Consider the following 25399-nt stretch of genomic DNA (forward strand, 5'->3'; position numbering starts at 1 on the left):
CCACCTGGTCGATGACCTCGGCGAGTTCGTGCTTTGGATCTGGCGACGCGCTGCTGGTTTGCCCCCGGCTTCTCGAGGCAACCTCCCTACCCCAGAACTTTCAATGAGCTCCGCTCGCTCTGGTTGCAGCATTCGGTCTACCGTTGCCAGAAGGGCTTTGCCAGCTCTGCCTCGACCTGTCGTCTCGTCAATCCGATGTCGTGGATCAGATGGGGATTGTCCTTCGACATTCGCTCAAGCTCCCAGCGAAAGCGTATCCGCTCGCGCCAGGTCCGATCGTGCCAGGCCGCGACAATGCTTCGCAGGGTCGCCAAGTACCGACGCGACGCTTCCGCCAGCACTACAGGCATTCTCGGCCGCACGGTCGGACACCGCGTCCATGCAAGAGTATCGTTCATGGCAACCTCCTATGGTTTGAGGGTGGGTCCTCGACTTGGGACCTCGACCTGAAAGAGGTTGAATTGTGCCGGATGCGAACAGTGCCGTAATTAAGCTCTCCCAAATAGTTCTCAAAAGTTCCAAACGGGCTATAGATGCGCCTTATGCAGGGATCGCGCTTTGCCTTCGGTCCGTTCGTGCTTGATCCGGATGCGGGAACGCTGCTTCGGAACGATGATCCTGTTGCCGTCGGCTACCGCGGGCTGAAGCTGTTGGCGGCGCTCGTCGGGCGGCCTGGCGAAATCCTCGACAAGGCCAAGCTGATGGATGCGGCGTGGCCGGGTACGGCCGTCGAGGAAGGCAATCTCACCGTCCAGATCGCGCAGCTGCGCAAGCTGCTTGGTCCGTCCGCCGACGGCGGTGAATGGATCACCACTGTTCCGCGCGTCGGCTACCGCTTCACGGGGATCGTCGAACCCCTCGATGGCGCGAACCGAAAAGCTTTGCCGCTGCCCGACAAACCGTCGATAGCCGTGCTCCCCTTCGTCAATCTCAGCAACGACCCCGAACAGGAGCCCTTCGCCGACGGATTGACCGAAGACCTGATCACCGACCTGTCCAGGGCCTCGGGTCTGTTCGTCATCGCGCGCAATTCGACCTTCGCCTACAAGGGAAAGGCGGCGGACGTGCGCGAGATCGCCCGGGAGCTTGGCGTGCGCTACCTCCTGGAGGGCAGCGCAAGACGTGCCGCGGGGCGCGTGCGCATCAACGCCCAGCTGGTCGACGCGGCGAGCGGCGATCACCTGTGGGCGGAACGCTTCGATCGCGGCCTGGACGATATCTTTGCCGTTCAGGACGAGGTGACGGCCAAGATCGTGGAGGCGCTGCTTGGCCGGCTGCGCGCGCCGCCGCCGCGCAATCGGCCCAAGACTCTCGAGGCCTACGATCTGTGCGTGCGGGCGCGCAAGCTGATCGACGATTCGCCGCAGACGGCGCGGGAGGCGCATCTGATGCTGACGCGCGCGGTCGCGCTCGATCCGGACTATGCCGAGGCCTATCGCTGGCTTGCCATGAACCACTGGATGGGATGGGTGCATTGGGGCGAACCGGTGGAACCCAACCGCCACATTGCCCTGGAGCTGGCGCGCAAGGCGGTGGCGATCGATCCCAACGACGCCGGCTGCCGCTGGGTGCTCGGCAACCTGCTTGCCTATGAGCGCGACTTCGCCGAAGCGGATGCCGAGTTCGCCAGGGCGTTCGAGCTCGACCCCAACGAGGCCGATGCCTGGGCGACACTGTCTGACATCTCCGTGCTGGCCGGGCGGGTCGAGGAAGGACTCGAACAGATCCGCAAGGCGTTCCGGCTCAACCCGTTTCCGGCAAGCTGGTACTATCTGACGCTCGGCGCGGCGCAATATGCGGCGCGCGACTACAAAGCCGCCGTCAAGACACTGCGCCGGGACGAGACTTACCGCACCAGCTCACGCCGCTTCCTGGCGGCCAGCCTCGCGCAGCTCGGCCGGCTCGACGAGGCGCGCGCGGAAGTCGAACTGTTCCTCGTCGGCAATCCGCATTTCACCACCAGCCATTGGGTCTGGACGGAGCCCTTCCGCGATCCGGCGATGCTCGACCATTTCGTCGATGGCTTCCGCAAGGCCGGCCTTCCGGATTGAAGCGCCGCCGGTCCCTTGGTCATGGCGCCTTCCCGCCGTTCGTGCCGCCTACTCTTCGAACCGACCCGTGGCGTCACGATCGCGCTCATATCGTCTCGTGAGCGGAAACGGCGGCAACCAGGTTTCGCGACGGACGATCCAGCTTTCGTACGTTGGCGTCAGTTGGTCCGGGGCATCCAGGGATCCCAGGTTCACTTCGATTTCGTCGGCGGTGCGACCAAAAATGGTCGAGCCGCAACGGGGACAGAAGAACCGCCCGGCGTAGTCACGGGTTTCGCCATCGATCGTCACCGCATCCTGAGGGAAAATCGCGGAAGCATGAAAAAGCGCCCCGTGATGCTTGCGGCAGTCGAGACAGTGACAAAGGCCCACCCGGTATGGGCGTCCAGTCGCCACAATTCGGACGTTGCCGCACAGGCAACCGCCGGTGAATCGGTCCATGCTGCATTCCTCCAAATCAAGCGAGCTGGATGTTTACGAACAACTCCACCATCCATGAACGCGACGCCAGCCTTTCAGCTAATGCGTCTGCGGTTGAAGTTCGATCCGATAGCCGAGCACGCGCCTTCCGGCCGGCTCGATCAGCATCACTCCTGGCTTGTCGGCGAATTCGCCATCGAAATCCACCGGGCTGGCGAGGCCGTGCCAGGGTTCGATGCAGAGGAATGGCGCGCCGCCCGGCTTTGACCAGACGCCCAATTCCCGGAATCCGTTCCAATGCATCTCGATCGCCGGACCACGATCGGCACCGTAACGCACAGCGGTGCTGGAAGGCTGGTCCAGGATCAAGGCATCCTCGTCAAACAGCCGATCCGACAAAGCGAGAATGTTGCCCTCGATGGGCGTCGGCTGCCTTGCCGCCAGCAGTAACCCGTCCTTGAGACGGCGGATCGGCGCATGCTCGGGCTTTGCAAAGGTCAGGCGGTAGGCCTCCTTGGGCAGGTCCGGCAGCAGCGGCCAGTTGAATGCCGGGTGCGCCCCGATCGACGCCGGTAGCGGCTCGTCGCCGGTGTTGGTGATCTCGAACGTGACGCCAAGCTGCCGGCCGTCGAGAGTGTAGGTTACCGCCAGACGGAAGGCGAAGGGGTAGTGCGTTCGGGTCTCCGCGTCGTCGGTGAGCACCAGCATGCAGGACCGAGAACCCCTCTCCGCCCAGGCAAACGACTTATCGCGGGCGAAGCCGTGCTGCGTCATCGGATAGGTCTGGCCGCGATGGCGCAGTTGGTCGCCCTTCAGCCGGCCGACGATCGGAAACAACACCGGGGAATGACGGCGCCAGGCCGGTCCGGCCTGCCACACAAGCTCCAGCTCATCCGCATCCCGCAGCGAGACCAGTTCGGCCCCCTGCCCGACTATAACGGCCGAGATGTCGTCGCCATGAAGTGTCTGGCTGTCCTGTGCCATATGTTCTCGCGGTTTGTCTTTGCTTGGCCGGCAGGCTAGCAAATGGCCAGGCGTGAACTCAAGGCGGCGGTTTGCATTGCGTTTCACACAGTCACGATGAACGTGCGATGGCACAAGTGGGCCAGGCGCCGTCTCAAATGAAGAGTGGCCGGAGATTTCCCTCCGGCCACGGCAAGATGCAGGGTGTTGCCTGCTACAGTTCGGACTATTCCCGCTCGCCGGTGAAGTTCAGCAACAGCTGAAAGATGTTGACGAAGTTGAGGTAGAGCGAGAAGGCGCCGAAAACGGCCAGCTTCTGCCGCGACTCCGCGTCGAAGTTCTCCGCATACTGTTCCTTGATCGACTGCGTGTCCCAGGCGGTCAGGCCGATGAACACGGCGATGCCGATCACCGAGATGGCGAACTGCAAAGCGGTCGAGCCGAGAAAGATGTTGACGATGCTGGCAATCACCACGCCGATCAGGCCCATGATCAGAAAGGACGAGAACTGGGTCAGGTCACGCCGGGTCGTGTAGCCGTAGAGGCTGGTGGCGCCGAACATGGTGGCGGCGATGAAGAAGGTGCGCGCGATGCTGGTTCCGGTGAAAACCAGGAAGACGGAGGCCAACGACAGACCCATGACCGCACAGAAGGCCCAGAACATCGCCTGCGCGCTTGCCGCCGACATCGTCTGCATCTTGAACGAGAACAGCAGGACGAAGGCGAGCGGCGCCAGCATCACCACCCATTTCAGCGGGCTGGAAAAGATTGGCACGTAGAGCGCGGGCGTCGACGACACCATGAACGCGACGAGGCCGGTGACCACGAGGCCGAGGCCCATATAGTTGTAGACGCGCAGCATGTGCTGGCGCAGGCCCTCGTCGTAGAGGGCGCCGCTTTGGGCGCCGGCGCCGACGCGGTATCCCAGATTGGGCGTGTTCATTTGCATTCTCCTTTGTGAACGGATCAGTAAAGCGTTCTGGCAAGCGTCTCGGCGGCGCGGTCGAGGTCCCGCACCTCGCCCTGCGCGACCACCGCATAAGCGACCTCGCCGATCTGGAAATAGGCCGAGGAAATGTCGCCCGAGGGCGCGACGGTCGGCTTGACCACGTCGAAGGTTCCCGGCCGTATCGCGAACAGCGACACCAGGCCCATCTCCTTGGTCTCGACCGCCATCTCGACGCTGGGGCCGAAGCGCGATGGATAGACCTGCACGTCGCGGACCTTCCAGTCCTTGGGCAAGGACGGCATGACGATGGCCGTCGCCGCGCGGATTTCGCCGGCATTGTAGTTTGGCGCCTCGGCCTGCGAAGACATGCTTTCGCGCACAAGGGTCGTCCTGTGTGCGCGCACCGCCTCGTCGACATAGGCGGGCGGCTGCGGCGAGGCGACGACCCTGGTCACCGACATCGGCCCGACAATGCCGTTGGCCAGCCAGCCGGCGGCGACGAAAGCGGCCACCGCCGCGGCACGTTGCAAGACGCCGAAGATGCGGCCCCGGGCAAGCCCCCTCTCCAGGCGCCGCGCGGCATCGGTCGTCACCGGCCTCGCCATGCCGCCTGATCCGGCCAGCGCCACGCGCAGTTCGTCCCGCATCCTGAGATCCGACATCACACGCGCGGCCGCTTCCGGCCGGGCGGAGAGGAAGGCCTCGACTTCGATACGGCGCGAGACGTCGAGCTGATCGTCGACATAGGCGTCGAGATCGGCGTCCGTCACGGGGTCGATAGTTCCTGTCATGACGGGCCTCCAACAATCCTGAGGTGATTTTTCGCCTTCGTCGGAGTCCCCTCCTCCATCTCCCGAAGCGCGGCGCGCGCCCTACCGATGCGCGACATCAGTGTTCCGAGTGGCACGCCGCTGGCATCGGCCGCCTGGCTGTAGGAAAGGCCCTCAATGGCGACGAGATGCAGGGCCGAGCGCTGTTCTTCGGGCAGGCTGAAAAAAGCATCGCGCACCTGGCCTAGGCGCACCGAATGCTCCTGCGGCGCCGGCGCGCTGCCGTCCGCAAGGTATCCCGCCTGTTCGAGGCGCGCTGCCTCCGAGCGGCGCGAGCGCATGCGGTCGACGAACGTGTTGTGGACGATGGACAGCAGCCAGGCTCGCAGGTTCCCGCCCGAGCGGAAGGTGCCGCGCCGCTCATAGGCGCGCACAAGAGCGTCATGCACGAGATCCTCGGCATCGGCACCGTCGCGCGTCAGCGAGCGCGCGTAACGCCTGAGCGAACCGAGTTGTCCGACGATATCGAAGCGTGGCATCGACCGTTTCATGCCCTGTTTACGGAACATGTGGGGGTTTTAATCCCGGCCCCGCAGATTTTTTCGCGAAACGCCGCAGATATGCAGCCGCCGAGGTAGCTCGCAGCGATGCCAGGCTATGCGATTCAGGCTGGCGCGAGTTAAAACCGCTGGTGCAAGGGGGTCGATTTGCGTATCACTCCGCCGCGCCAACGGAACCATGCAGATGTTTGAAAACCTTCAGCCGGCTGCCGCCGACAAGATCCTTGCCCTGATCGGCCTCTATCGTGCCGATCCTCGACCCGACAAAGTCGACCTCGGTGTCGGCGTCTACAAGGATCGCGACGGCAAGACGCCGGTCATGCGGGCCGTGCGCGAGGCGGAGAAGCGGCTGCTGCAGGGTCAGGACACCAAGACTTATCTCGGCCTCGCCGGCGACACCGGGTTCAATACCGTGATGGCCAGGCTGGCCTTCGGTGCGGATGCAGACATGACGCGGATCCGTGCTGCGCAGGCGCCGGGCGGCTCCGGCGCGCTGCGGCTGGTAGCCGAGCTTTTGAAGCGAACCCGTGCCGACGCGACGGTCTGGTTGTCCGACCCCACCTGGCCGAACCACATGCCAGTGATGCGCGCCGCCGGGCTGCGAATCCGTGAATATCCCTATTTCGACGCGACATCGGGCGCCGTTCGCTTCGACGACATGCTGGCAGCACTGCGCACGGCGAAGGGCGGCGACGTGGTGCTGCTGCATGGCTGCTGCCACAACCCGACCGGCGCCAATCTGGACATCGCGCAGTGGGCCGCTGTCACAGATCTCGTCGTCGAGCGCGGCCTGCTGCCGTTTGTCGACATTGCCTATCAGGGCTTTGGCGATGGCCTCGAGGCCGATGCCGCCGGACTGCGGCTGCTGGCCGAAAAAGTTCCGGAAATGGTCGTCGCGTCCAGCTGCTCGAAGAACTTCGCCGTCTACCGCGACCGTGTCGGCGCGGCGATGATCCTGGCCAGGGACAGCGCGCAGGCCGACGTGGCGCTGGGCCAGATGCTGTCGGCGGCTCGTGCCATGTATTCGATGCCGCCGGACCACGGCGCGGCGGCGGTGCGCATCGTGCTCGAGGACGCGGTCTTGCGCGCGGACTGGGAAGCCGAGCTCGAGGAGATGCGCCTGCGCATGCTCCGGCTTCGGGTGCAATTCGCCGAGGCGCTGCGCCGGCAGTCCAATTCCGACCGCTTCGATTTCGTCGCCAGCCATCGCGGCATGTTTTCCCGGCTTGGGCTCACGGAAGCGCAGGTCGAACGGCTGCGCGCGGAATATGGCGTCTACATGGTCGGCGACAGCCGCATCAATGTCGCCGGCCTGCCGGAAGACGGCATGGACAAGCTCGCCAAGGCGATCGTTTCCGTGCTCGACTGACCGGACTTGTTCGGCGCAACTGTGGACAAGCCCGCTTCGCTCGCCGACAGCATTGGCCGCGCGGCGGACCGCGCGATAGCATCCGCCGCATGAAGCCATCGAAAGACATTTCGCGCCTGATCGAAATCATGGCGGCGCTGCGTGCGCCAAAGACCGGCTGTCCCTGGGATATCGAACAGGATTTCTCGACCATCGCGCCTTACACGATCGAGGAGGCCTATGAGGTGGCCGACGCCATCGCGCGCGACGATCTCGACGATCTGCGCGACGAACTCGGCGATCTCCTTTTGCAGGTCGTGTACCACGCGCGGATGGCTGAGGAAGCCGGCGAGTTCGCTTTCGGCGACGTGGTCCAGGCCATCACCACGAAGATGATCCGCCGCCATCCACACGTCTTCGGCGACGAACAGGCCCGCAGTGCCGGCATGGCCAAGGGCATGTGGGAGAAGATCAAGGCACAAGAGAAGGCCGAGAAGCGTAGCGCCCGTCTCGCGCGCGGACTCGACCCGGAAGACAACGGCAAGGGGTTTCTGGACAGCGTGCCGGTCGCCCTGCCCGCACTGACGCGGGCATTGAAGCTTCAGGAGAAGGCCGCCCGCGTCGGTTTCGACTGGAGCGAGGCAGCCCCCATCCTCGATAAGATCGAGGAAGAGATCCGCGAATTGCGCGAGGCGCTGGCCAAAGGCCAAACCGCGGAGATCAAGGATGAATTCGGCGATATGCTGTTTGCCGTCGTGAATCTCGGCCGTCACCTGAGGCTCGATTCGGAAGCAGCGCTAAGCGGCACCAACGAGAAATTCCGTTCGCGCTTCCACTATGTCGAGCAGGCCCTGGAGAATTCCGGCAGCTCGCTGGAAAAGGCTGATCTGGACGAAATGGAAGCGCTCTGGCAGGAAGCGAAGAGCGCGAAATAACTGGCGTTAGCCGTTATTCTTGCGACGCAATCTGCTTTCGATCTCTTCGCGGGCACTTTGCGTGGCCTTGAGGGAGATGGTGGCGCTGCCGTCGTCATTGTCGGTTCGCGAAACGACATCGCCATTGCGGTAAAGCCAGTCGACAAGGCCGAACTGCGCCGGCCCGATCGTCACCGTCAGATCTTCAAGCTCGCCGGACATGCGTGTCTCGATGATCGCGTTCAGCGCGTCGATGCCTTCGCCCGTGACAGCCGATATGGCGACGGGAGGCGCCTTGGCATCCGTACTCTCGGCAAGCAGCCGTGCGCGATTGCCTTCATCGAGCAGGTCGACCTTGTTCCAGACCTCGATGACCCGCTTGGTATCGCCGGCGTCGACGCCGAGATCGGCCAGGATGCGCTCGACGTCCTCGGCCTGGGCGGATGTGTCAGGATCGGAGATGTCGCGCAAATGGATGATGAGATCCGCCTCGACCACCTCTTCAAGCGTGGCGCGGAAAGCCGCGATGAGATGCGTCGGCAGGTCCGAGATGAAGCCGACCGTATCCGAGAGGATGATCGGCGTGCCGTGCGGCAGCCGCACGCGGCGCAGCGTCGGATCGAGCGTGGCGAACAGCATGTCCTGCGCCAGCACCCCTGCCCCGGTCAGCTTGTTGAACAGCGTCGATTTTCCGGCATTGGTGTAGCCGACGATGGCCACCACCGGAAACGGCACCTTCTTGCGTTTGGCACGATGCAGGTCGCGGGTGCGGCGCACCGTCTCCAACTCGTGCTTCAGCTTGACGATCTTGTCCTGCAGGACGCGCCGGTCCGATTCGATCTGGGTTTCGCCGGGGCCGCCGAGGAAGCCGGCGCCGCCGCGCTGGCGCTCTAGGTGGGTCCAGCTGCGCACCAGCCGGCCCTTCTGGTAGTTGAGATGGGCAAGCTCGACCTGCAGCGTGCCTTCCTTGGTGCGGGCGCGCTCGCCGAAGATCTCGAGGATCAGCCCGGTGCGGTCCAGCACCTTGGCGTTGAATTCCTTCTCGAGGTTGCGTTGCTGCACCGGCGTCAGCGGATGATCGACGATGACCACCTCCGCGTGCCCTTCCTTGACGATCTCCGCCAACTCCTCGACCTTGCCGCTGCCGAGCAAGGTCGCCGGACGTGGATCGTTGATGGTAACCACGGCCGTGTGGATCAGATCAAGATCGATGGCGCGGGCAAGGCCGACCGCCTCATCATGACGGGCCTCTGCCGAGCGCGTCAACCGCGGACGGCTGGTGTCGTCCTCGCCGCGCGGCTGGCGGGTAAGCACCGGCACGATGACAACTGCCCGGGTCGGACCCTCGGCCTCCGTCCCCGGCTGATGTGCTGATTTTCCGCGAACGCTGCGGTCCGGGTCCTTCTCACGTGCCAATCAGGCGCCCTGGCTTTCCTCGCCATCGAACATCTGAACCGGCTGGCTCGGCATGATCGTGGAAATGGCGTGCTTGTAGACGAGCTGGGAGTGGCCGTCGCGGCGCAGCAGGACGCAGAAATTGTCGAATGAAGTGACGACGCCGGTCAGCTTCACGCCGTTGATGAGAAAGATGGTGAGCGGGTTCTTGCTCTTGCGAACAGAGTTCAGGAACAGGTCCTGAAGGTTTTGCGATCGTTCCGCCATTGTTCTTGTCTTTCGCCGATCCCCTTCGGTTTGCAGGCCAATGCGCCAAATTAACCAGCACATGTCAAGCGCGCAAACACCGTCTTGTCGTCAGTAACGACAAGCAGAACGAGATATATTGATGTTCATTCCACCTGTGCGGTTATCAGGCTGGACTTTTTTCCGCAATGTCAAAAAAGGCTTGCCGCAACGAAAGTGTTATCGAGCCGGGGTGGCCGTTGGCGATCGGGTCGCCGTCTATGGCCACGACCGGCATGGCGATCGTGGTCGCGGAACTGATGAAAGCCTCCCTCGCCGCCTTGGCCTCGGCGACGGAAAAGCCGCGTTCCTCGATCTTGAGTCCGAGCTTGGCCGCCACTTCAAACATGGTGGTGCGGGTTATGCCGCGCAGAATACCGTGCTCGGCGGGCCTGGTGACCAGAACGCCGTCCCTGGTGACGATCCAGGCATTCGACGACCCGCCTTCCTTGACGTTGCCGTCCGTATCCACGAACCAGGCTTCCTGCGCGCCAGCTTCCTTGGCCTTCTGCTTGGCTAATACATTGGCTAGCAGGCCGGTGCTCTTGATGTCGACGCGATCCCAGCGATTCTCGGGCACGGTGATGACGGCGATACCGGTCTCGGCCCGCTTGGCTCCAGCAGCGGGATCCAGCTTCCTGGCGGTGATCACCAGCGACGGCCTGGTATCAGCCGAGGGGAAGGCGAAGTCGCGGCTGGCGACGCCGCGTGTGACCTGGACGTAAACTAGGCCGTTGACGACATGGTTGCGATTGACCACTTCGCGCATGATGAGCGGCAGGACGCCTGGGGTGACCGGCCAGCCGATCGACAGCTCGCTCAGCGAACGGTCCAGCCGGGCAAGGTGACGCGGCATGTCCACGATGAAGCCGCGCGCCACTTCGCAGACCTCGTAAACGCCGTCGGCGAACTGGTAGCCACGGTCTTCGATATGCACAGCGGCATCGGCATGAGCGGTGTAGCGCCCGTTCACATAGGCAATACGCGGCATTTGTCACCTCGGGGGATCTGCTTCGGCTTGTTTAGGCGATTCCGCCTCAACAGTGATGGATAATCGCGTGGGCCACTGAAGCAATTCCAGAAAGCGTGTAACGGTTTTCCGGCCGGAACTGCTTGAGCAAGGTATCGAACCGGGCCGGCAATGCATAAAACGCCGAACCGCTCAACCTCTCAGGTCAGACGCCGAGCGACTTCAGCTTGCGGTGCAGCGCGGAACGCTCCATGCCGATGAACTCGGCCGTTTTCGAAATGTTGCCGCCGAACCGGTTGATCTGGGCGATCAGATAGTCCTTCTCGAATTGTTCGCGCGCCTCGCGCAGCGGCAGCGCCATGATGTGCTGGTCCGACTGGTTCGGCGTGCGGGGCATGACATCGCCGATTTCGGACGGCAACAGGTCGGCGGTGATCGGCGCATCGACATTGTCGCCGCGCGCCAGAATCATCAGCCGTTCGACATTGTTGCGCAATTGGCGAACATTGCCTGGCCAATTGTGCGCCTGCAGCACCGCCATGGCGTCATCGCCGATGCGGCGCGGCTTGATTCCGGCCTGACGGGCGATCTGCTTCATGAAATTGTCAACGAGATAAGGAATGTCCTCGCGCCGCTCGGCAAGTCCCGGCACCGTCACCGGTACCACCGCAAGGCGATGGTAAAGATCCTCGCGGAAACGGCCATCGGCGATCATCGCCTCCAGGTTCTGCGACGTCGAGGAGATGATGCGGACATCGACCTTGACCCGTTTGGTGCCGCCGACGCGCTCGAACTGCTGTTCGACCAGCACACGCAGGATCTTGTTCTGCGTCTCGCGCGGCATGTCGGCCACCTCATCGATGTAGAGGATGCCGCGATGGGCTTCCTCCAGGGCGCCGACCTTGCGCTCGACGCCGTTCGATTCGGTGCCGAACAGTTCGATCTCCATGCGTTCGGGCGTGATGTTGGCGGCGCTCAGCGTCACGAAAGGCGCGCTCTTGCGCGCCGACAGCGTGTGGATGGCACGCGCGGCCAGCTCCTTGCCAGATCCGGAGGGGCCAATGATCATGACGCGGCTGTTGGTCGGCGCGACGCGCTCGATGGTCTGGCGCAACTGGCTCATCGCCGACGACATGCCGATCAGGTCGAAGGTCTCGCCGCTGCGCAGCTTGAGATCGGAAACCTCGCGCCTCAGCTTGGAGGTTTCCAGCGCACGCTCGGCAATCAGAATCAGCCTGTCCGCCTTGAAGGGCTTCTCGATGAAGTCATAAGCGCCGCGTCTGATGGCGGAGACCGCGGTTTCGATGTTGCCATGGCCCGAAATCATCACCACCGGCAGGTTGGGGTGCATGGTCTTGATCTCGTCCAGCAAAGCCAGGCCGTCCAGGCGCGAACCCTGCAACCAGATGTCGAGGAAAATCAGCCGCGGCGCTCGGTCGGCGATGGCCGCCAGCGCGGTGTCGGCATCGGATGCCGTGCGGGTTTCGTGACCTTCGTCGCTCAGTATGCCTGCGACGAGCTCACGGATGTCTTCCTCGTCATCGACGATCAGAATATCAGACGCCATTACCGACCTTTTCAGTTTCTCTTTCGTGTTCCGTCCTGCTTTCGCCGCGCGCTGGCGCCACGGCCGCAGGTGGCAGGATGATGCTGATCATCGCGCCGCGCCCGCCATGGAAATCCGCAGGCGCATCGTGGAGCTCCAGCCTGCCGCCATGGTCCTCCACGATCTTCTTGACGATGGCGAGACCGAGGCCCGTGCCCTTCTCACGCGTGGTCATGTAGGGCTCCAACAGCCGCTGACGATTCTCCCGCGGCAGGCCTTTGCCATTGTCGATGACATCGATGCGAATCGCGCCATTCTGACGTCCGGCTTGAATCCGGATTATGCCGTGCGAACCGTCCTTCTGTTCCAGCCCGTCGATCGCTTCGGCAGCGTTCTTGATCACGTTGCCGAAAGCCTGCGCCAACAAGCGGCTGTCGAAAGTACCCTTGAGCGGTTCGTTGCCGAATATGCGCTCGAACGTGATGTCGGAACGGCTCACCTCGACCAGGAAGGAGGCCTCGCGCAGGGATTCACGCAGGTCTATGGACTTCATCTCGGGCTTCGGCATGCGCGCGAAAGCGGAGAATTCGTCGACCATGCGACCAATATCCTCGACCTGCCGGATGATGGTGTCGGTGCACTGGTCGAACACCTCGCGGTCCTCGGTGATGACCTTGCCGTAGCGGCGCTTGATGCGCTCGGCTGAAAGCTGGATCGGCGTCAGCGGGTTCTTGATCTCATGGGCGATGCGGCGCGCCACATCGGCCCAGGCAGAGGAGCGCTGCGCCTGGACCAGATCGGTGATGTCATCGACCGTGACGACGTAGGATTTCTCCTCCGTGCCGTTATCGCCGGCCTCGATGGTGATCTGCACGTTGAAAGTCCGCTCCGTGCCGGCGCGGAAAAACGTCACCTGCTCGCGATAGACGGGCTTGCCCGATTGGCGGCCGATCTCGAAGACGCGGCCGACATGCGGGAGAATGGCGGAAAGGTTCTGCCCGAGCGCCGCACTGGCCGAAATGGCCAGCATGGACTCGGCCGAGCGGTTCACGATGGTGATAATGCCATAGGGGTCAACGCCGATGACGCCGGCGGTGACACCGGCCAGCACCGCTTCCGAAAAGCGCCGTCGCTCGTCGATCAGATCCTTGGCCGACAGGATCTCGTTGCGCTGCGATTTCAATTCCTGCAGCATCTTGTTGAAAGTATTGCCGAGCGAGGCAACGTCGCCGTCGGACGGGCGCACCGGCACGGCGACGTCGAGATTGCCGGTCGCGACCTCGTCGGCAGCGCCGATGAGCTGACGAATCGGCCGCACCAGCCGGTCGGCCACGGCAATGCCGGTCCAGATTGCCGACAGGATGATAATCAAAGTCAACGACAGATAAGGCAACGCGAAAGCCACCTGCGAAGTGCGCCTGTTGTCTTCGAGATTGCGATATTCGTCGGTGTTCGATCTGACGATCTGGCGCGCCTTTATCACCTCGGGATCGACCAGCCGGATCGTGTAGAGGTAGAGCCCCTCGATCTCACGCAGCTTGACGATGGCGCCCATGATGTTGCGCGTGCGCGGCTCGATCAGAACCGGCTTGCCGTCGGTGGCGCTGGCGACCGCTCCCTCCGGCGGTTCCGGCATGGCGAAGTCGGCATCGGTCTTGGCGCTCATCACGAAGGAGCCGTCGGGCTTGATCAGCGCGGCATGCGCCAGCGAGCGGCCCACCGCCTCCTTGCTCATCAGATCGAGGAAGCCAGTTCGGTCGAGGCCGTAAAGCGTGCGCGACGCGTCGAGGTCATAGGCCATCGACAGCGTCGTGCCCTGCAGGTTGCGCGCGTTTTCCTGCACATAGGCATCGGCGATGGAAAGCGACGAATTGACGATCGTCTTGGTGCGAATCTCGAACCAGCGGTCGAGGCCGATATCGAGCGTGATCGATGCGATGATGGCCACCATGATGGCGGGGATGGCGGCGACGAGCGCGAACATGGCCACGATGCGCACATGCAGCCGCGAGGCTGCCTTGCCATGCCGGCGCGCCATGACGATGCGATGCACCTCCCGGCCGATCAGTGCGATCAGCAACAGGACGAAGATGGCGTTGAGCGCGATCAGCGCCCAGGTTGTCCTGGCATCGGGCGCAATCGGCGTCGCGCCGACCAGGATCGCGAACGAAATGGCCGCCATGACCAGCGCACCGACGACCGCCACCACGCCGGGCAGCGCCAGCAGCCGGCGCCCGTCACGCGTGCCGGGGTCGTTGAAAAGCGGTTCGTTCGGTGTCGGAGCCTGCGAAGCCATGTCGCCGTCTAGAGCCAGTGATTGCGTCGGATCTATGCAACGCATTGTGGCGATTATGCAACAAGTGTGGCCTGGACGGAAATCTTTCGCGCACAGTCCCCCGGAAAAGCGCTTCGGCTCTATCCCGGCTCAGGCTTGGCGCGACGATTTGTAGACGTTGACGCCGAGTTCGCGAATCTTCTTGCGCAGCGTGTTGCGGTTGAGCCCCAGCAGTTCCGCGGCTTTGATCTGGTTGCCGCGCGTCGCGGTCATCGAGGCCAGCACCAGCGGATATTCGACCTCCGAGAGAATGCGCTGGTACAGCCCGGCAGGCGGCAATTCGCCGGCAAACGAGGTGAAATAGCGCTGCAGGAAATGCTCGACCGCCTGGCCGATGGACAGGTCGTCGGGAATGAGGTTGCCGCCGCCCGGCACCACGGGACGCTCGCCGGTCTTGAGTTCCGCCTCGATGATCTCGGCGGAAATCTCGTCCTGCGAATAGAGCGCGGCGAGCCTGCGGACCAGGTTTTCCAGTTCGCGCACATTGCCCGGCCAGGGATAGCGCTTCATCAATTCGATGCCGCCCGACGAGATACGCTTGGTCTGGAGACCCTCCATCTCGCCGAGCTTGAAGAAGTGCCGGACGAGGTCCGGCACGTCCTCGGAGCGCTCGCGCAGCGCCGGCAGCCTGAGGGGCACCACATTGAGGCGATAGAAAAGATCCTCGCGGAAGAGCCCCTGGTTGATCAGCGTGCGCAAATCCTTGTTGGTGGCGGCGACGATGCGCACGTCGGTCTTGATCGGCGTGCGGCCGCCGACGGTCGTGTATTCGCCTTGCTGGAGGACGCGCAGCAGGCGCGTCTGCGCTTCCATCGGCATGTCGCCGATCTCGTCAAGGAACAGCGTGCCACCTTCGGCCTGTTCGAAGCGGCCGGTTGAGCGGTTCTGCGCACCGGTGAAGGCGCCCTTCTCATGGCCGAACAGTTCCGATTCGATCAGGTCGCGCGGGATGGCCGCCATGTTGATGGCAACGAAAGGGCCGCCACGGCGGCGGCCATATTCGTGCAGCGCACGCGCCACCAGCTCCTTGCCGGTGCCCGATTCGCCCGAAATCATCACCGTCAGGTCGGTCTGCATCATGCGCGCCAGCATGCGATAGATGTCCTGCATGGCGGCCGAGCGGCCGACCAGCGGCATGGTCTCGGGCTGCTCTTCCGGCCGCGCGTCGATCTTGGGGCGCCGAGGCTCCGACAGCGCCCGGTTGACGATGTTGAGGAGCTCGGTGAGGTCGAACGGCTTCGGCAGATATTCGTAGGCGCCGGTCTCGGAGGCACGGATCGCCGTCATGAACGTATTCTGGGCGCTCATGACGATGACGGGCAGCTCCGGCCGTGCTTTCTTGATGCGCGGCAGCATGTCGAATGCGTTCTCGTCCGGCATCACCACGTCGGTGATGACGAGATCTCCCTCGCCCGCCGCCACCCAGCGCCACAGCGTCGAGGCATTGGAGGTCACGCGCACCTCATGGCCAACACGCGAAAGGGCCTGGTTGAGGACCGTACGGATCGCCGCATCGTCGTCGGCGACGAGAATATTGCCGCGAACGGTCATTTGCGGTCTCCTTCAGCGTCTTCATCGGCACCGAGCGCCGTTTCCTTCCAGGCCGGCATCAGGATGCGGAACATTGTCGCGCGCGGCGTCGATTCGCATTCGATGATGCCGCCATGCTCACCGACGATCTTGGCCACCAGCGCGAGGCCCAGTCCCGAGCCGTTCGGCTTGGTGGTGATGAAGGGATCGAACAGGATCGGCAGGATATCCTCCGAGACGCCGGAACCGTTGTCGCGCACGCAGAACTCGAGCGGCAGCGACACGCGATCCTGAGTGCCTGGAACCGAAACGCGAATGCCCGGCCGGAAGGCCGTCGACAGGACGATTTCACCTTGGGGATCGCCGCCGATCGCCTCGGCGGCGTTCTTGACCAGGTTGAGGAACACCTGGATGAGCTGGTCGCGGTTGGCGAAAACCGGAGGCAATGAAGGATCATAATCCTCCAATATCTTGATTTTCCTAGCAAAACCGTTCTTCGCGATCGCCTTCACATGGTCGAGTACGACATGGATGTTAACGGGGTAGCGGTCAATCGGCCGCTCGTCGGAAAACACCTCCATGCGATCGACCAGCGACACGATGCGATCGGTCTCGTCGGTTATCAGCCGCGTCAGCGCGCGATCCTCGTCGGAAGCGGACAGTTCAAGCAGCTGGGCAGCGCCCCTGATGCCGGAGAGCGGGTTCTTGATCTCGTGAGCCAGCATCGCCGCCAGACCGGTCACCGAGCGCGCCGCGCCGCGATGCGTCATCTGCCGGTCGATCTTGTCGGCCATCGACCGTTCCTGGAACATCACCACGACGGAGCCTGGAAACTCCGGCACCGGGGCAACATAGAGATCGACCACCTTCTCGATGCCGAGACGCGGAGACGACACGTCGACCCGGTACTCGTTGACGGGGGCCCGGCGCTCGCGCACCTGGTCGACCAGTGTCAGCAATGGGCTGCCGAAGGGGATGAGCTTTGACAGCGTGTTGCGGGCGAGCATCGTCGCGCTCGAGCGGAAGAAGTCCTCCGCATCGGCGTTGGCGAAGGTGATGAACCCCTCCGGGCTGATCATGATGACCGGACGGCGGATGGTGTTGAGCACGATCTGGGCGGCATCCGCCATTTTCGGGCCCTGGCCGACGGAGGCGTTCATGCGGCGCTCCGCATGGGTGTTTGCTCGGCGGCCGAAAACACCTCGCGAAGCAAGGTAATCGTCCGCACGGGATCGAAAGACGTGAGAATGGCCTTGCGCTTTTCGTCGGCAAGGGCGCCGGCATGGCGGTCCAGATACCAGCCGAGGTGTTTGCGCGCCTGGCGCAGGCCGCTCTCGACGCCGTAGAGCGCAAGCATGTCCTCGTAATGGGCAATGATGTAGTCGGTCAGTTCCGCAGCGCTTTCCGGCACGCGGCCAACCTCGCCTGCCGCCGCGGCCGCGATGGTTCCGGCGGCCCAGGGCGCGCCGTAGTGGGCGCGGCCCACCATCACCGCATCGGCGCCGGATTGCTCCAGAACAGCGGCTGCTTGCGCAGGCGAAGACACATCGCCATTGGCGACAACCGGGATCGACACGGCAGCCTTGACGCGGGCTATTGCGCGCCAATCAGCCTTGCCTTGATAGAACTGGCAGCGCGTGCGGCCGTGCACTGTCACCATCTTCACGCCCGCCTGCTCGGCACGGCGCGCCAGGTCAGGCGCGTTGAGCGCCGTTTCGTCCCAGCCGAGCCGCATCTTCAGCGTTACCGGCACAGCGACCGCGCCGACCACGGCGTCGACCAGCGACAGTGCATGATCGAGGTCCTGCATCAGTGCCGAGCCGGCATAGCCGCCGGTCACCTTCTTGGCGGGGCAACCCATATTGATGTCGATGACGTCGGCGCCCTCGCCGACGGCGATGCGTGCGCCTTCCGCCATGTGTGCCGCCTCGCGGCCGGCAAGCTGCACCATATGGACGGGCAGGCCCGAATGACGTATGCGCAGGTCGCATCCGGCCCTGCCTTTGGCGAGCTCGCCGCTTGCCACCATTTCGGATACGACCAGGCCGGCGCCATGCGCATGGGCGCGTCGCCGGAACGGCTCGTCGGTAATTCCCGACATCGGCGCGAGGAACACGCGATTGCGGATACTCACGCCGCCGACGTCGAGAGGTGCGGTCAATTTGGTCAGGTCAAGCATGCACAAAAACCAAGCATGTTCATTTGCTGCACATTCTCTAGCCATATCGGCCGCAATGTGCAACGCGGAATGACGCCACATTACGGCGCAATTGGGAAATGCCGAGCTCGGCTGCAGTCCCGAGCAAAGCGCCGCGCCTTGCACGAACACGCAATGGACGTTTTAGGGCTTCCTGTTCGGCCTACAATCTCTCCGAAAACCGATTACACTTTTGGGGATCGTGCGCTAAGCCAATCGGCATGACTGACGCGAGCGAAAATCAGGCTTTGGAGGCCAACGGCAAGGTCGCGGTGGTTATTGTTGCGGCCGGCCGCGGCGCGCGTGCCGGACAGGCCGATGGCCCGAAGCAATATCAGCAGATCGGCGGTCGCGCCGTCATCGCCCACGTCATCGATATTTTCCTGGCGCATCCGCGTATCGGCCCGCTCGTCGTGGCAATACACGCCGAGGATCACGAACTTTTTCGACATGCCGTCGGCGCACACTCCAATCGCGTCACGGCAATTGCGGGTGGCCCCACCAGGCAAGACTCGGTTCGACTCGGACTGCAGGCGTTGAGAAGCCACGCACCGGACAAGGTTCTCATCCACGACGCGGCGCGCCCCTTCGTCGACGCGGACCTGATCGACCGCACGATCGCAGCCATCGGCGAGCGCGAGGGCGCGCTCCCGGCGTTGCCCGTCGCCGACACGCTGAAACGCGAATCCACCGCCGGGATGGTCGCCGAAACGGTTTCCCGGAGCGGGCTTCACGCAGCGCAAACGCCGCAGGGTTTCCCATTCCTGGCGATTATGGCCATGCATGAGGAAGCCTATAACAGCGGCAAAACCGACTTTACCGACGACGCCGCGATCGCCGAGTGGATGCAGATGCCGGTCAAACTCGTTCCCGGCTCGCCGGACAACGTCAAACTCACCTGGGCACGGGACATCGCCATGGCGGACCAACGACTTTCCAGCGAGCGCATGCGCTTTCCCGATATCAGAACCGGCAATGGCTACGACGTCCACGCGTTCGAGCCCGGCGACCACGTCACGCTATGCGGCATCGCCATCCCGCATGACAAGAAACTGTCCGGCCATTCCGATGCCGATGTCGGGCTCCATGCCCTTACCGATGCGCTGCTGGCGACCTGCGGCGCCGGCGATATCGGCACGCATTTCCCACCCTCCGACCCGCAGTGGAAGGGTACTGCCTCCCGGATATTCGTAGAACATGCGGCAAAGCTGGTGCGCGCGCGCGGCGGCCGCATCGCCAATGCCGACATCACGCTGATCTGCGAGGCGCCACGCGTCGGCCCACATCGCGAGGCGATGACGGCTGCCCTGTCGCAGATGCTGGCCATCTCTGCCGACCGCATCTCCATCAAGGCGACAACCAACGAGAAGCTCGGTTTCGTCGGCCGCGAGGAAGGCATTGCGGCGATCGCCACGGCGAGCGTGGTGTTTCCCGGCGAGGTGCCGGAATGAGCAACAGCGAACTGGCGAACGCATTGCTGCGAGCCTGCCAGAAGCGCGGCATTATGCTTGCGACGGCGGAAAGCTGCACCGGCGGCATGATCATCGTCGCGCTGACCGACATCGCCGGTTCGTCCGCCGTGGTCGATCGCGGCTTCATCACCTATTCCAATGAAGCCAAGATGGACATGCTCGGGGTTTCCGCCGCCACGCTGGAGGCTCATGGCGCGGTTTCACGCGAGACAGCGATCGAAATGGCAACCGGCGCGCTGGCGCGCTCCCGTGCCGGGCTCAGCCTCGCCGTTACCGGCGTTGCCGGACCGGGCGGCGGCTCGCCGGAAAAACCGGTCGGCCTGGTCTGGTTCGGGATTGGCCTAAGCGGCCGGCCGGTGACGGCCGAGCGCGTGCTGTTCGCCGATGAAGGCCGTGATTTCATTCGCCAGGAGACCGTCAGCCATGCACTCAAGCTGGGATTGCACGCGCTTGGGCATGCTCACGCCGGTTTTGCACCGTAGATGACATCAGCACGCTTCTCGAATGCCTCGGAAAACATACGGAAAGCACGGTCGAACATCGTGCCCATCAGGGCGCCGAGGATGCGGCTTTTGAACTCGTAATCGATGAAGAAGCAGACGGCACAGCCGCCGTCGGCAGGGTCGAATCGCCAGACATTGGTCAGATATTTGAACGGACCGTCGATGTATTTGACGTCGATCGCACGCTCGTCGGGCTTCAGCAGCACCTGCGTGGTGAAGGTCTCGCGAATCGCCTTGTAGCCGATGCTCATATCGGCGACGAGGATAGTGCGCCCGTCACGCTCCTTGCGCGAGCGCACCGTCAGTGCCTCGCAAAGCGGCAGGAATTGCGGATAAGCTTCGATGTCGGCGACCAAGGCGAACATCTGTTCCGGTGTGTGGGAAACGCGGCGGGTGGCTTCGAATTTCGGCATGAACCGGCTCTAAAGCGCGTCTCGTCGACACAGACTCATGCGACGCGCTTTAGAGTCTTTGTTTTCGTGCATGCCGTTCTCCCAAAACCCGAAGTCACTTTGGGCGACATGCATCAGAGCGATTTCTCGAGCTGCGCTTGGCGCGCGGCGCGCAGCTTGGCGAAATCGTCGCCGGCGTGGTGAGAAGAGCGCGTCAGCGGGCTCGACGCCATCAGAAGAAAGCCCTTGGTCCGGCCGATCGTCTCGAAGGACTTGAACTCCTCCGGGGTGACGAAGCGGATTACCGGGTGGTGTTTTTTCGACGGCTGCAGATACTGGCCGATGGTCATGAAGTCGACATTGGCTGAACGCAGATCGTCCATCAGCTGCAGGATTTCGTTCCGCTCCTCGCCCAGTCCAACCATGATGCCGGACTTGGTAAAGATCGAAGGGTCGAGCTCCTTTACCCGCTGCAACAGCCTTATCGAATGGAAATAGCGGGCGCCTGGCCGGACCGTCAGGTAGTTCGACGGCACGGTTTCCAAATTGTGATTGAACACGTCCGGCTTGGCGGCCACGACGATCTCCAGGGCGCCGTCCTTGCGTAGGAAATCAGGCGTCAGGATCTCGATCGTGGTCGAGGGCGTCGCTGCGCGGATCGCACGGATGACGTCGGCGAAATGCTGCGCGCCGCCATCAGCGAGGTCGTCGCGGTCGACAGAGGTGATGACGACGTGGCTGAGGCCCATCTGCTTGACCGCGTGGGCGACCCGTGCCGGCTCGTCCGGGTCGAGCGCGGTCGGGATGCCGGTGGCAACGTTGCAGAAGGCGCAGGCACGTGTGCAGATCTCGCCCATGATCATGAAGGTGGCGTGCTTCTTGTCCCAGCACTCGCCGATGTTCGGGCAGCCGGCCTCCTCGCAGACCGTCACCAGCTTGTGCGATTTCACGATCTCGCGGGTTTCGGCATAGCCTTTCGACACAGGCGCCTTGACGCGGATCCAGTCAGGCTTGCGCAGCACGTCCTGGTCGGGCTTGTGCGCCTTCTCCGGATGCCGCAGCCGCGGCGCATTGGCGATCGTGTTGAGGACGGTGACCATCGGAACCCTGGTTTTCTTTGCGATCGCCGCCGGCGATCGTCACTTACACGTCATCTAGGACTTTTCAGCACAAAGAAAAAGGCTGCGGCGGTACATGCCGCCACAACCGTTTTCGCATGGCGGAAACGATACCGACTAACGGCGCACCAGACGCCCGGCCCAGATCAGCAGGCAGGCGCCGATGAAACCGGTGATCAGGTAGGCGGTCCAGCCGACGCCAAATACGCCGATGTTCAAGGCTCGCAGGATCGCGTTCAGCACCACTGCGCCGGCAATACCTAAGATGATGTTCATCAAGACGCCGGTATTGCTCTTCATGACCATTTCGGCAAACCAGCCCGCCAGGCCGCCGATGATGATGGCTGCGATCCAGCCCACGCCATTCACGTCCATATGCCTTCTCCTTGCTTGAGAAAAAACGCATCCGGAACCGAACTAACTTGCGGTCGAGCTCCTGCGGCTTTCGCATCTGAGTCTCGTGCGGCCAATCTATCATGCGTTCAACGCACGGCCATAGGCGTCGAGCACGCTTTCCTTCATCATCTCCGACAGCGTCGGGTGCGGGAAGATCGTGTGCATCAGTTCTTCCTCGGTCGTCTCGAGGTTCATCGCAACGACAAAACCCTGGATCAGTTCGGTCACTTCGGCGCCCACCATGTGGGCGCCAAGCAGTTGGCCGGTGTTCTTGTCGAAGATGGTCTTGATGAAGCCCTGGTCCTCGCCGAGCGCGATGGCCTTGCCATTGGCGGCGAACTGGAAGCGGCCGACCCTGACATCCTTGCCCTCGGCCTTGGCTTTCGCTTCTGTCAGGCCGACCGAAGCGACCTGCGGATTGCAATAGGTGCAGCCAGGGATCTTCAGCTTGTCGGTGGCGTGCACGCCGGGGAAATTGGCGATCTTCTCGACACAGACGACGCCTTCATGCTCGGCCTTGTGGGCGAGCATCGGCGGGCCGGCGACATCGCCGATGGCGTAGATGCCGGACACATTGGTCTTACCGTAGCCGTCGACGACGACGCAGCCGCGCTCCGTCTTCACGCCAAGCGTCTCCAGGCCGAGGCCCTCGATATTGCCTTGCACGCCGACGGCCGAGATCATGCGATCGGCCGTGATCTTCTCCACCTTGCCGTCCTTCATCTCGACATGCGCGGTGATCGAGTTGGCGCCTTTCTCGACCTTGGTTACCTTGGCTTCGAGAATGATTTTCATGCCCTGCTTCTCGAACTGCTTCTGGGCGAATTTCGACACCTCGGCGTCCTCTACAGGCATTACCGCCGGCAGCAGTTCGACGACCGTCACGTCGGCGCCCATGGTGCGGTAGAACGAGGCGAATTCGATGCCGATGGCGCCCGAACCCATCACCAGCAGCGACTTCGGCATTTCCTTGGGCACCATGGCCTCGAAATAGGTCCAGATCAGCTTGCCGTCCGGCTCGATGCCCGGCAGCGCCCGCGGCCGGGCGCCGGTCGCCAGTATGATGTGCTTGGCGGTGTAGGTGCCCTCGCCCTTGACGCCTTTCGGCACAGGCGGCTGCGGCTCCATCGGCTTCTTGGCCGTCTTGGAGACGACGATCTCGCCCGGTTTTGTCAGCTTGGCCTCGCCCCAGATGACGTCGACCTTGTTCTTCTTCATCAGGAAGGCGACGCCGCCATTGAGCCGCAGCGAAACCTTGCGCGAGCGGTCCACGACGGCCGACGTGTCGACGCTGACCTTGCCGTCGAGCTTCAGTCCATAGTCCTTCAGATGATCCGAATAATGCATGATCTCGGCCGAACGCAGCAACGCCTTGGTCGGAATGCAGCCCCAGTTCAGGCAGATGCCGCCGAGATGCTCGCGCTCGACGATCGCCGTCTTGAAACCGAGCTGCGCGGAACGCACTGCCGTGACATAGCCGCCGGGACCGGAGCCGATGATGATGACGTCGTAGTTCTCAGCCACGGTTTTCTCCTTCAATCACAATTCCAGCATGACGCGCACGAGCGGCGTCAACGCCTCGCCGATGTTTCGCGTATTTTCGGCATCGAGATGGACGCCGTCGAGCGGCGTGGTCTTGGCCACAGTGCCGGCATCGAAGAAGCCGCAGCCAGCCTCATCGGCAAGCGCGGAATATTGCGGCGCAAGCTCTTTGGAGGCATCGTCACCGCCGGCAAACATCGCCTTGAACTCGGCATCTTCGGTGCGACTGACGAGAGGCGGCGAGACGATGAGGATCTGCGGCGGCGGCCAGTCGAACGGATAGTCGTGGCCGCGCACGATGTCGATCAGGCGCTGGATGCCTTGTTTGGCCGCAACGGGATTGCCGTGGATCCAGGGCTTCATGTCGTTGGCGCCGAGCATGATGACGATGACGTCGATCGGCGCATGCGTGGTCAGCACCGTCGGCAGCGTTCTTGCGCCATTGCGGTCGGCGCCTGCCAGGTGATCGTCGAACGCCGTTGTGCGGCCATTCAGCCCCTCGGCAATGACATGCACGCCGTCACCTAGTCCGGTCTGCAGCACGCTTGGCCAGCGATCCTCGAGCGCATGACGGCCACCCTCGGCATTGTAGCCCCAGGTCAGTGAGTCGCCGTAGCAAAGAACCGTCTTCATCTTGCTCAACCCGCCCTTGCGAGGGAGTATTCTTCCTCGGCGTTGGTGACGACGGCGAATTCCTGCGCCTCCAAGCCGCCGGCGAAGAGGCCGGTGAAGAATTTCCGCACCGCCTTGTTCTTCCTACACCAGCATGCCTATCGGGTTCTCGATCAGCTTCTTGAAGGCGACCAGCAGTTCGGCACCGAGCGCTCCGTCCACGGCGCGATGGTCGGTCGACAGCGTCACCGACATCACGGTGGCGATTCTGATCTCGCCGTTCTTGACCATCGCCCGCTCCTCGCCGGCACCCACCGCCAGGATCGTCGCATGCGGCGGGTTGATGACGGCGGCGAAATCTTTGATGCCGAACATGCCAAGGTTCGACACCGCCGTGGTGCCGCCTTGATACTCTTCCGGCTTCAGCTTGCGACTGCGCGCGCGGCTGGCCAGGTCCTTCATCTCGTTGGAGATCACCGACAGCGTCTTTTCGTCCGCCTTGCGAATGATCGGCGTGATCAGGCCGCCGGGGATCGAGACGGCGACGCCGACATCGGCATGCCTGTGCTTGACCATGGCGCTTTCGGTCCACGAGGCATTGGCATCCGGCACCGCCTTCAAGGCCATGGCCATCGCCTTGATCACCATGTCGTTGACCGAGAGCTTGTAGGCGGGCGCCTCGCCCTTGTCGGTCTTCTTGACCGGTGCGGCCGCATTGAGCTGCGTGCGCAGCAAAAGCAGCGCATCGAGCTCGCAGTCGAGCGTCAGGTAGAAATGCGGGATGGTGGTCTTGGCCTCGACCAGCCGCCGCGCGATGGTTTTGCGCATATTGTCGTGCGGGACGAGTTCATAGGAGCCTTCCTCGAACAGCTTCAGCACCTGATCGTCCGACATCGCCTTTACCGGCGCGGGAGCAGCGGCCGGCGCGCCAGCCGGAGCTTTGGCAGCGGGTGCCGCCTTGGCGCCGCCGCCGGCTATGGCGGCATCGACATCGGCCCTCACCACCCGGCCATGCGGGCCGGTGCCGGTCACGGCAGACACATCGACGCCCGCCTCTTTGGCAATACGGCGCGCGAGCGGCGAAGCAAAGGTGCGCCCTTCACCCTCCCCCTTGTGGGGAGGGTGAAGGGC

General features: G+C 63.3%; 25 protein-coding genes. 5 read left to right on the plus strand and 20 right to left on the minus strand.

Going from position 1 to position 25399, the window contains the following annotated elements; all coding sequences use genetic code 11:
• Positions 1–137 precede the first annotated feature (137 nt).
• Positions 138–398, minus strand: coding sequence for a DUF1127 domain-containing protein (locus tag FJ867_RS29150; RefSeq protein ID WP_348641436.1), 261 nt, complete (start codon positions 396–398; stop codon positions 138–140).
• A gap of 135 nt (positions 399–533) precedes the next feature.
• Between FJ867_RS29150 and FJ867_RS23415 the strand changes: the two genes are divergently transcribed.
• The gene (locus FJ867_RS23415) at positions 534–2051 is read left to right on the plus strand and encodes a winged helix-turn-helix domain-containing tetratricopeptide repeat protein (protein ID WP_181167321.1); all 1518 of its coding nucleotides are present in this window, start codon (positions 534–536) and stop codon (positions 2049–2051) included.
• A gap of 48 nt (positions 2052–2099) precedes the next feature.
• Here FJ867_RS23415 and FJ867_RS23420 read toward each other — a convergent pair whose 3' ends face one another.
• The 5 genes from FJ867_RS23420 to FJ867_RS23440 form a co-directional block, all read right to left on the minus strand.
• Positions 2100–2492 carry a GFA family protein gene (locus tag FJ867_RS23420; RefSeq protein WP_140498579.1) on the minus strand — a complete coding sequence of 131 codons (393 nt, stop codon included), beginning with the start codon at positions 2490–2492 and terminating at the stop codon, positions 2100–2102.
• Positions 2493–2570: 78 nt separating this feature from the next.
• On the minus strand, positions 2571–3455 hold the full coding sequence (locus FJ867_RS23425) for an aldose 1-epimerase family protein (protein ID WP_140818726.1): 885 nt from the start codon (positions 3453–3455) through the stop codon (positions 2571–2573).
• A 205-nt stretch (positions 3456–3660) separates the two neighbouring features.
• Positions 3661–4377 carry a Bax inhibitor-1/YccA family protein gene (locus FJ867_RS23430; protein WP_140498577.1) on the minus strand — a complete coding sequence of 239 codons (717 nt, stop codon included), beginning with the start codon at positions 4375–4377 and terminating at the stop codon, positions 3661–3663.
• Positions 4378–4400: 23 nt separating this feature from the next.
• Positions 4401–5174 (minus strand): anti-sigma factor, encoded by a 774-nt coding sequence (locus FJ867_RS23435; RefSeq protein WP_140818728.1) that lies wholly within the window; start codon positions 5172–5174, stop codon positions 4401–4403.
• On the minus strand, positions 5171–5692 hold the full coding sequence (locus tag FJ867_RS23440) for a sigma-70 family RNA polymerase sigma factor (protein ID WP_246675104.1): 522 nt from the start codon (positions 5690–5692) through the stop codon (positions 5171–5173). Before FJ867_RS23440 ends, FJ867_RS23435 begins: the two co-directional genes overlap by 4 nt.
• Before the next feature lie 205 nt (positions 5693–5897).
• Here FJ867_RS23440 and FJ867_RS23445 point away from each other — a divergent pair, with 205 nt between their 5' ends.
• Complete coding sequence (locus FJ867_RS23445; RefSeq protein ID WP_140818730.1) at positions 5898–7082, plus strand: amino acid aminotransferase; 1185 nt, start codon at positions 5898–5900, stop codon at positions 7080–7082.
• 89 nt (positions 7083–7171) lie between these two features.
• Positions 7172–7996, plus strand: a complete 825-nt coding sequence (mazG, locus tag FJ867_RS23450; RefSeq protein ID WP_140557241.1) for a nucleoside triphosphate pyrophosphohydrolase — start codon at positions 7172–7174, stop codon at positions 7994–7996.
• A gap of 6 nt (positions 7997–8002) precedes the next feature.
• Here the strand turns inward: mazG and hflX are convergent, their stop codons facing one another.
• The 8 genes from hflX to dusB all read right to left on the minus strand — a co-directional run bounded on the left by hflX (position 8003) and on the right by dusB (position 18215).
• Positions 8003–9391, minus strand: a complete 1389-nt coding sequence (hflX, locus tag FJ867_RS23455; protein WP_140561174.1) for a GTPase HflX — start codon at positions 9389–9391, stop codon at positions 8003–8005.
• On the minus strand, positions 9392–9637 hold the full coding sequence (gene hfq / locus FJ867_RS23460; protein WP_006202172.1) for an RNA chaperone Hfq: 246 nt from the start codon (positions 9635–9637) through the stop codon (positions 9392–9394).
• Positions 9638–9782: 145 nt separating this feature from the next.
• The gene (locus FJ867_RS23465) at positions 9783–10646 is read right to left on the minus strand and encodes a D-amino-acid transaminase (RefSeq protein ID WP_140686439.1); all 864 of its coding nucleotides are present in this window, start codon (positions 10644–10646) and stop codon (positions 9783–9785) included.
• Positions 10647–10830: 184 nt separating this feature from the next.
• A complete protein-coding gene (locus FJ867_RS23470) occupies positions 10831–12192 on the minus strand; it encodes a sigma-54 dependent transcriptional regulator (protein WP_140498569.1) in 1362 nt (453 codons plus the stop codon).
• Positions 12182–14467, minus strand: a complete 2286-nt coding sequence (locus tag FJ867_RS23475) for a PAS domain-containing sensor histidine kinase (protein WP_181167322.1) — start codon at positions 14465–14467, stop codon at positions 12182–12184. The genes FJ867_RS23470 and FJ867_RS23475 overlap by 11 nt, the downstream gene beginning before the upstream one ends.
• 129 nt (positions 14468–14596) lie before the next feature.
• Positions 14597–16057, minus strand: a complete 1461-nt coding sequence (ntrC, locus tag FJ867_RS23480; protein WP_140515418.1) for a nitrogen regulation protein NR(I) — start codon at positions 16055–16057, stop codon at positions 14597–14599.
• Complete coding sequence (locus FJ867_RS23485) at positions 16054–17196, minus strand: nitrogen regulation protein NR(II) (RefSeq protein WP_140818732.1); 1143 nt, start codon at positions 17194–17196, stop codon at positions 16054–16056. The genes ntrC and FJ867_RS23485 overlap by 4 nt, the downstream gene beginning before the upstream one ends.
• On the minus strand, positions 17193–18215 hold the full coding sequence (gene dusB, locus FJ867_RS23490; protein WP_140818734.1) for a tRNA dihydrouridine synthase DusB: 1023 nt from the start codon (positions 18213–18215) through the stop codon (positions 17193–17195). The genes FJ867_RS23485 and dusB overlap by 4 nt, the downstream gene beginning before the upstream one ends.
• A 239-nt stretch (positions 18216–18454) precedes the next feature.
• Between dusB and FJ867_RS23495 the strand changes: the two genes are divergently transcribed.
• Both FJ867_RS23495 and FJ867_RS23500 read left to right on the plus strand, forming a co-directional pair.
• Positions 18455–19684 carry a bifunctional 2-C-methyl-D-erythritol 4-phosphate cytidylyltransferase/2-C-methyl-D-erythritol 2,4-cyclodiphosphate synthase gene (locus FJ867_RS23495; protein ID WP_140818736.1) on the plus strand — a complete coding sequence of 410 codons (1230 nt, stop codon included), beginning with the start codon at positions 18455–18457 and terminating at the stop codon, positions 19682–19684.
• Positions 19681–20187 (plus strand): CinA family protein, encoded by a 507-nt coding sequence (locus tag FJ867_RS23500; RefSeq protein WP_140818738.1) that lies wholly within the window; start codon positions 19681–19683, stop codon positions 20185–20187. The genes FJ867_RS23495 and FJ867_RS23500 overlap by 4 nt, the downstream gene beginning before the upstream one ends.
• Here the strand turns inward: FJ867_RS23500 and FJ867_RS23505 are convergent.
• From FJ867_RS23505 to FJ867_RS23530, 6 genes are all read right to left on the minus strand, one after another.
• Positions 20166–20621, minus strand: coding sequence for a type II toxin-antitoxin system RatA family toxin (locus FJ867_RS23505; RefSeq protein ID WP_140498563.1), 456 nt, complete (start codon positions 20619–20621; stop codon positions 20166–20168). The two genes, FJ867_RS23500 and FJ867_RS23505, sit on opposite strands and share 22 nt — an antisense overlap.
• Before the next feature lie 113 nt (positions 20622–20734).
• Positions 20735–21700, minus strand: a complete 966-nt coding sequence (gene lipA / locus FJ867_RS23510) for a lipoyl synthase (protein WP_140625153.1) — start codon at positions 21698–21700, stop codon at positions 20735–20737.
• 135 nt (positions 21701–21835) lie between these two features.
• A complete protein-coding gene (locus FJ867_RS23515; protein WP_140498561.1) occupies positions 21836–22093 on the minus strand; it encodes a GlsB/YeaQ/YmgE family stress response membrane protein in 258 nt (85 codons plus the stop codon).
• 99 nt (positions 22094–22192) lie between these two features.
• A complete protein-coding gene (lpdA, locus tag FJ867_RS23520) occupies positions 22193–23638 on the minus strand; it encodes a dihydrolipoyl dehydrogenase (protein WP_140625155.1) in 1446 nt (481 codons plus the stop codon).
• 15 nt (positions 23639–23653) lie between these two features.
• The gene (locus FJ867_RS23525) at positions 23654–24289 is read right to left on the minus strand and encodes an SGNH/GDSL hydrolase family protein (protein ID WP_140515426.1); all 636 of its coding nucleotides are present in this window, start codon (positions 24287–24289) and stop codon (positions 23654–23656) included.
• Between the two features lie 123 nt (positions 24290–24412).
• The coding region (locus FJ867_RS23530) for a 2-oxo acid dehydrogenase subunit E2 (RefSeq protein WP_140818740.1) at positions 24413–25399 on the minus strand (987 nt) is incomplete at its 5' end.

The sequence above is a fragment of the Mesorhizobium sp. B2-5-3 genome, from assembly GCF_006441005.1.
Classification (GTDB): domain Bacteria; phylum Pseudomonadota; class Alphaproteobacteria; order Rhizobiales; family Rhizobiaceae; genus Mesorhizobium.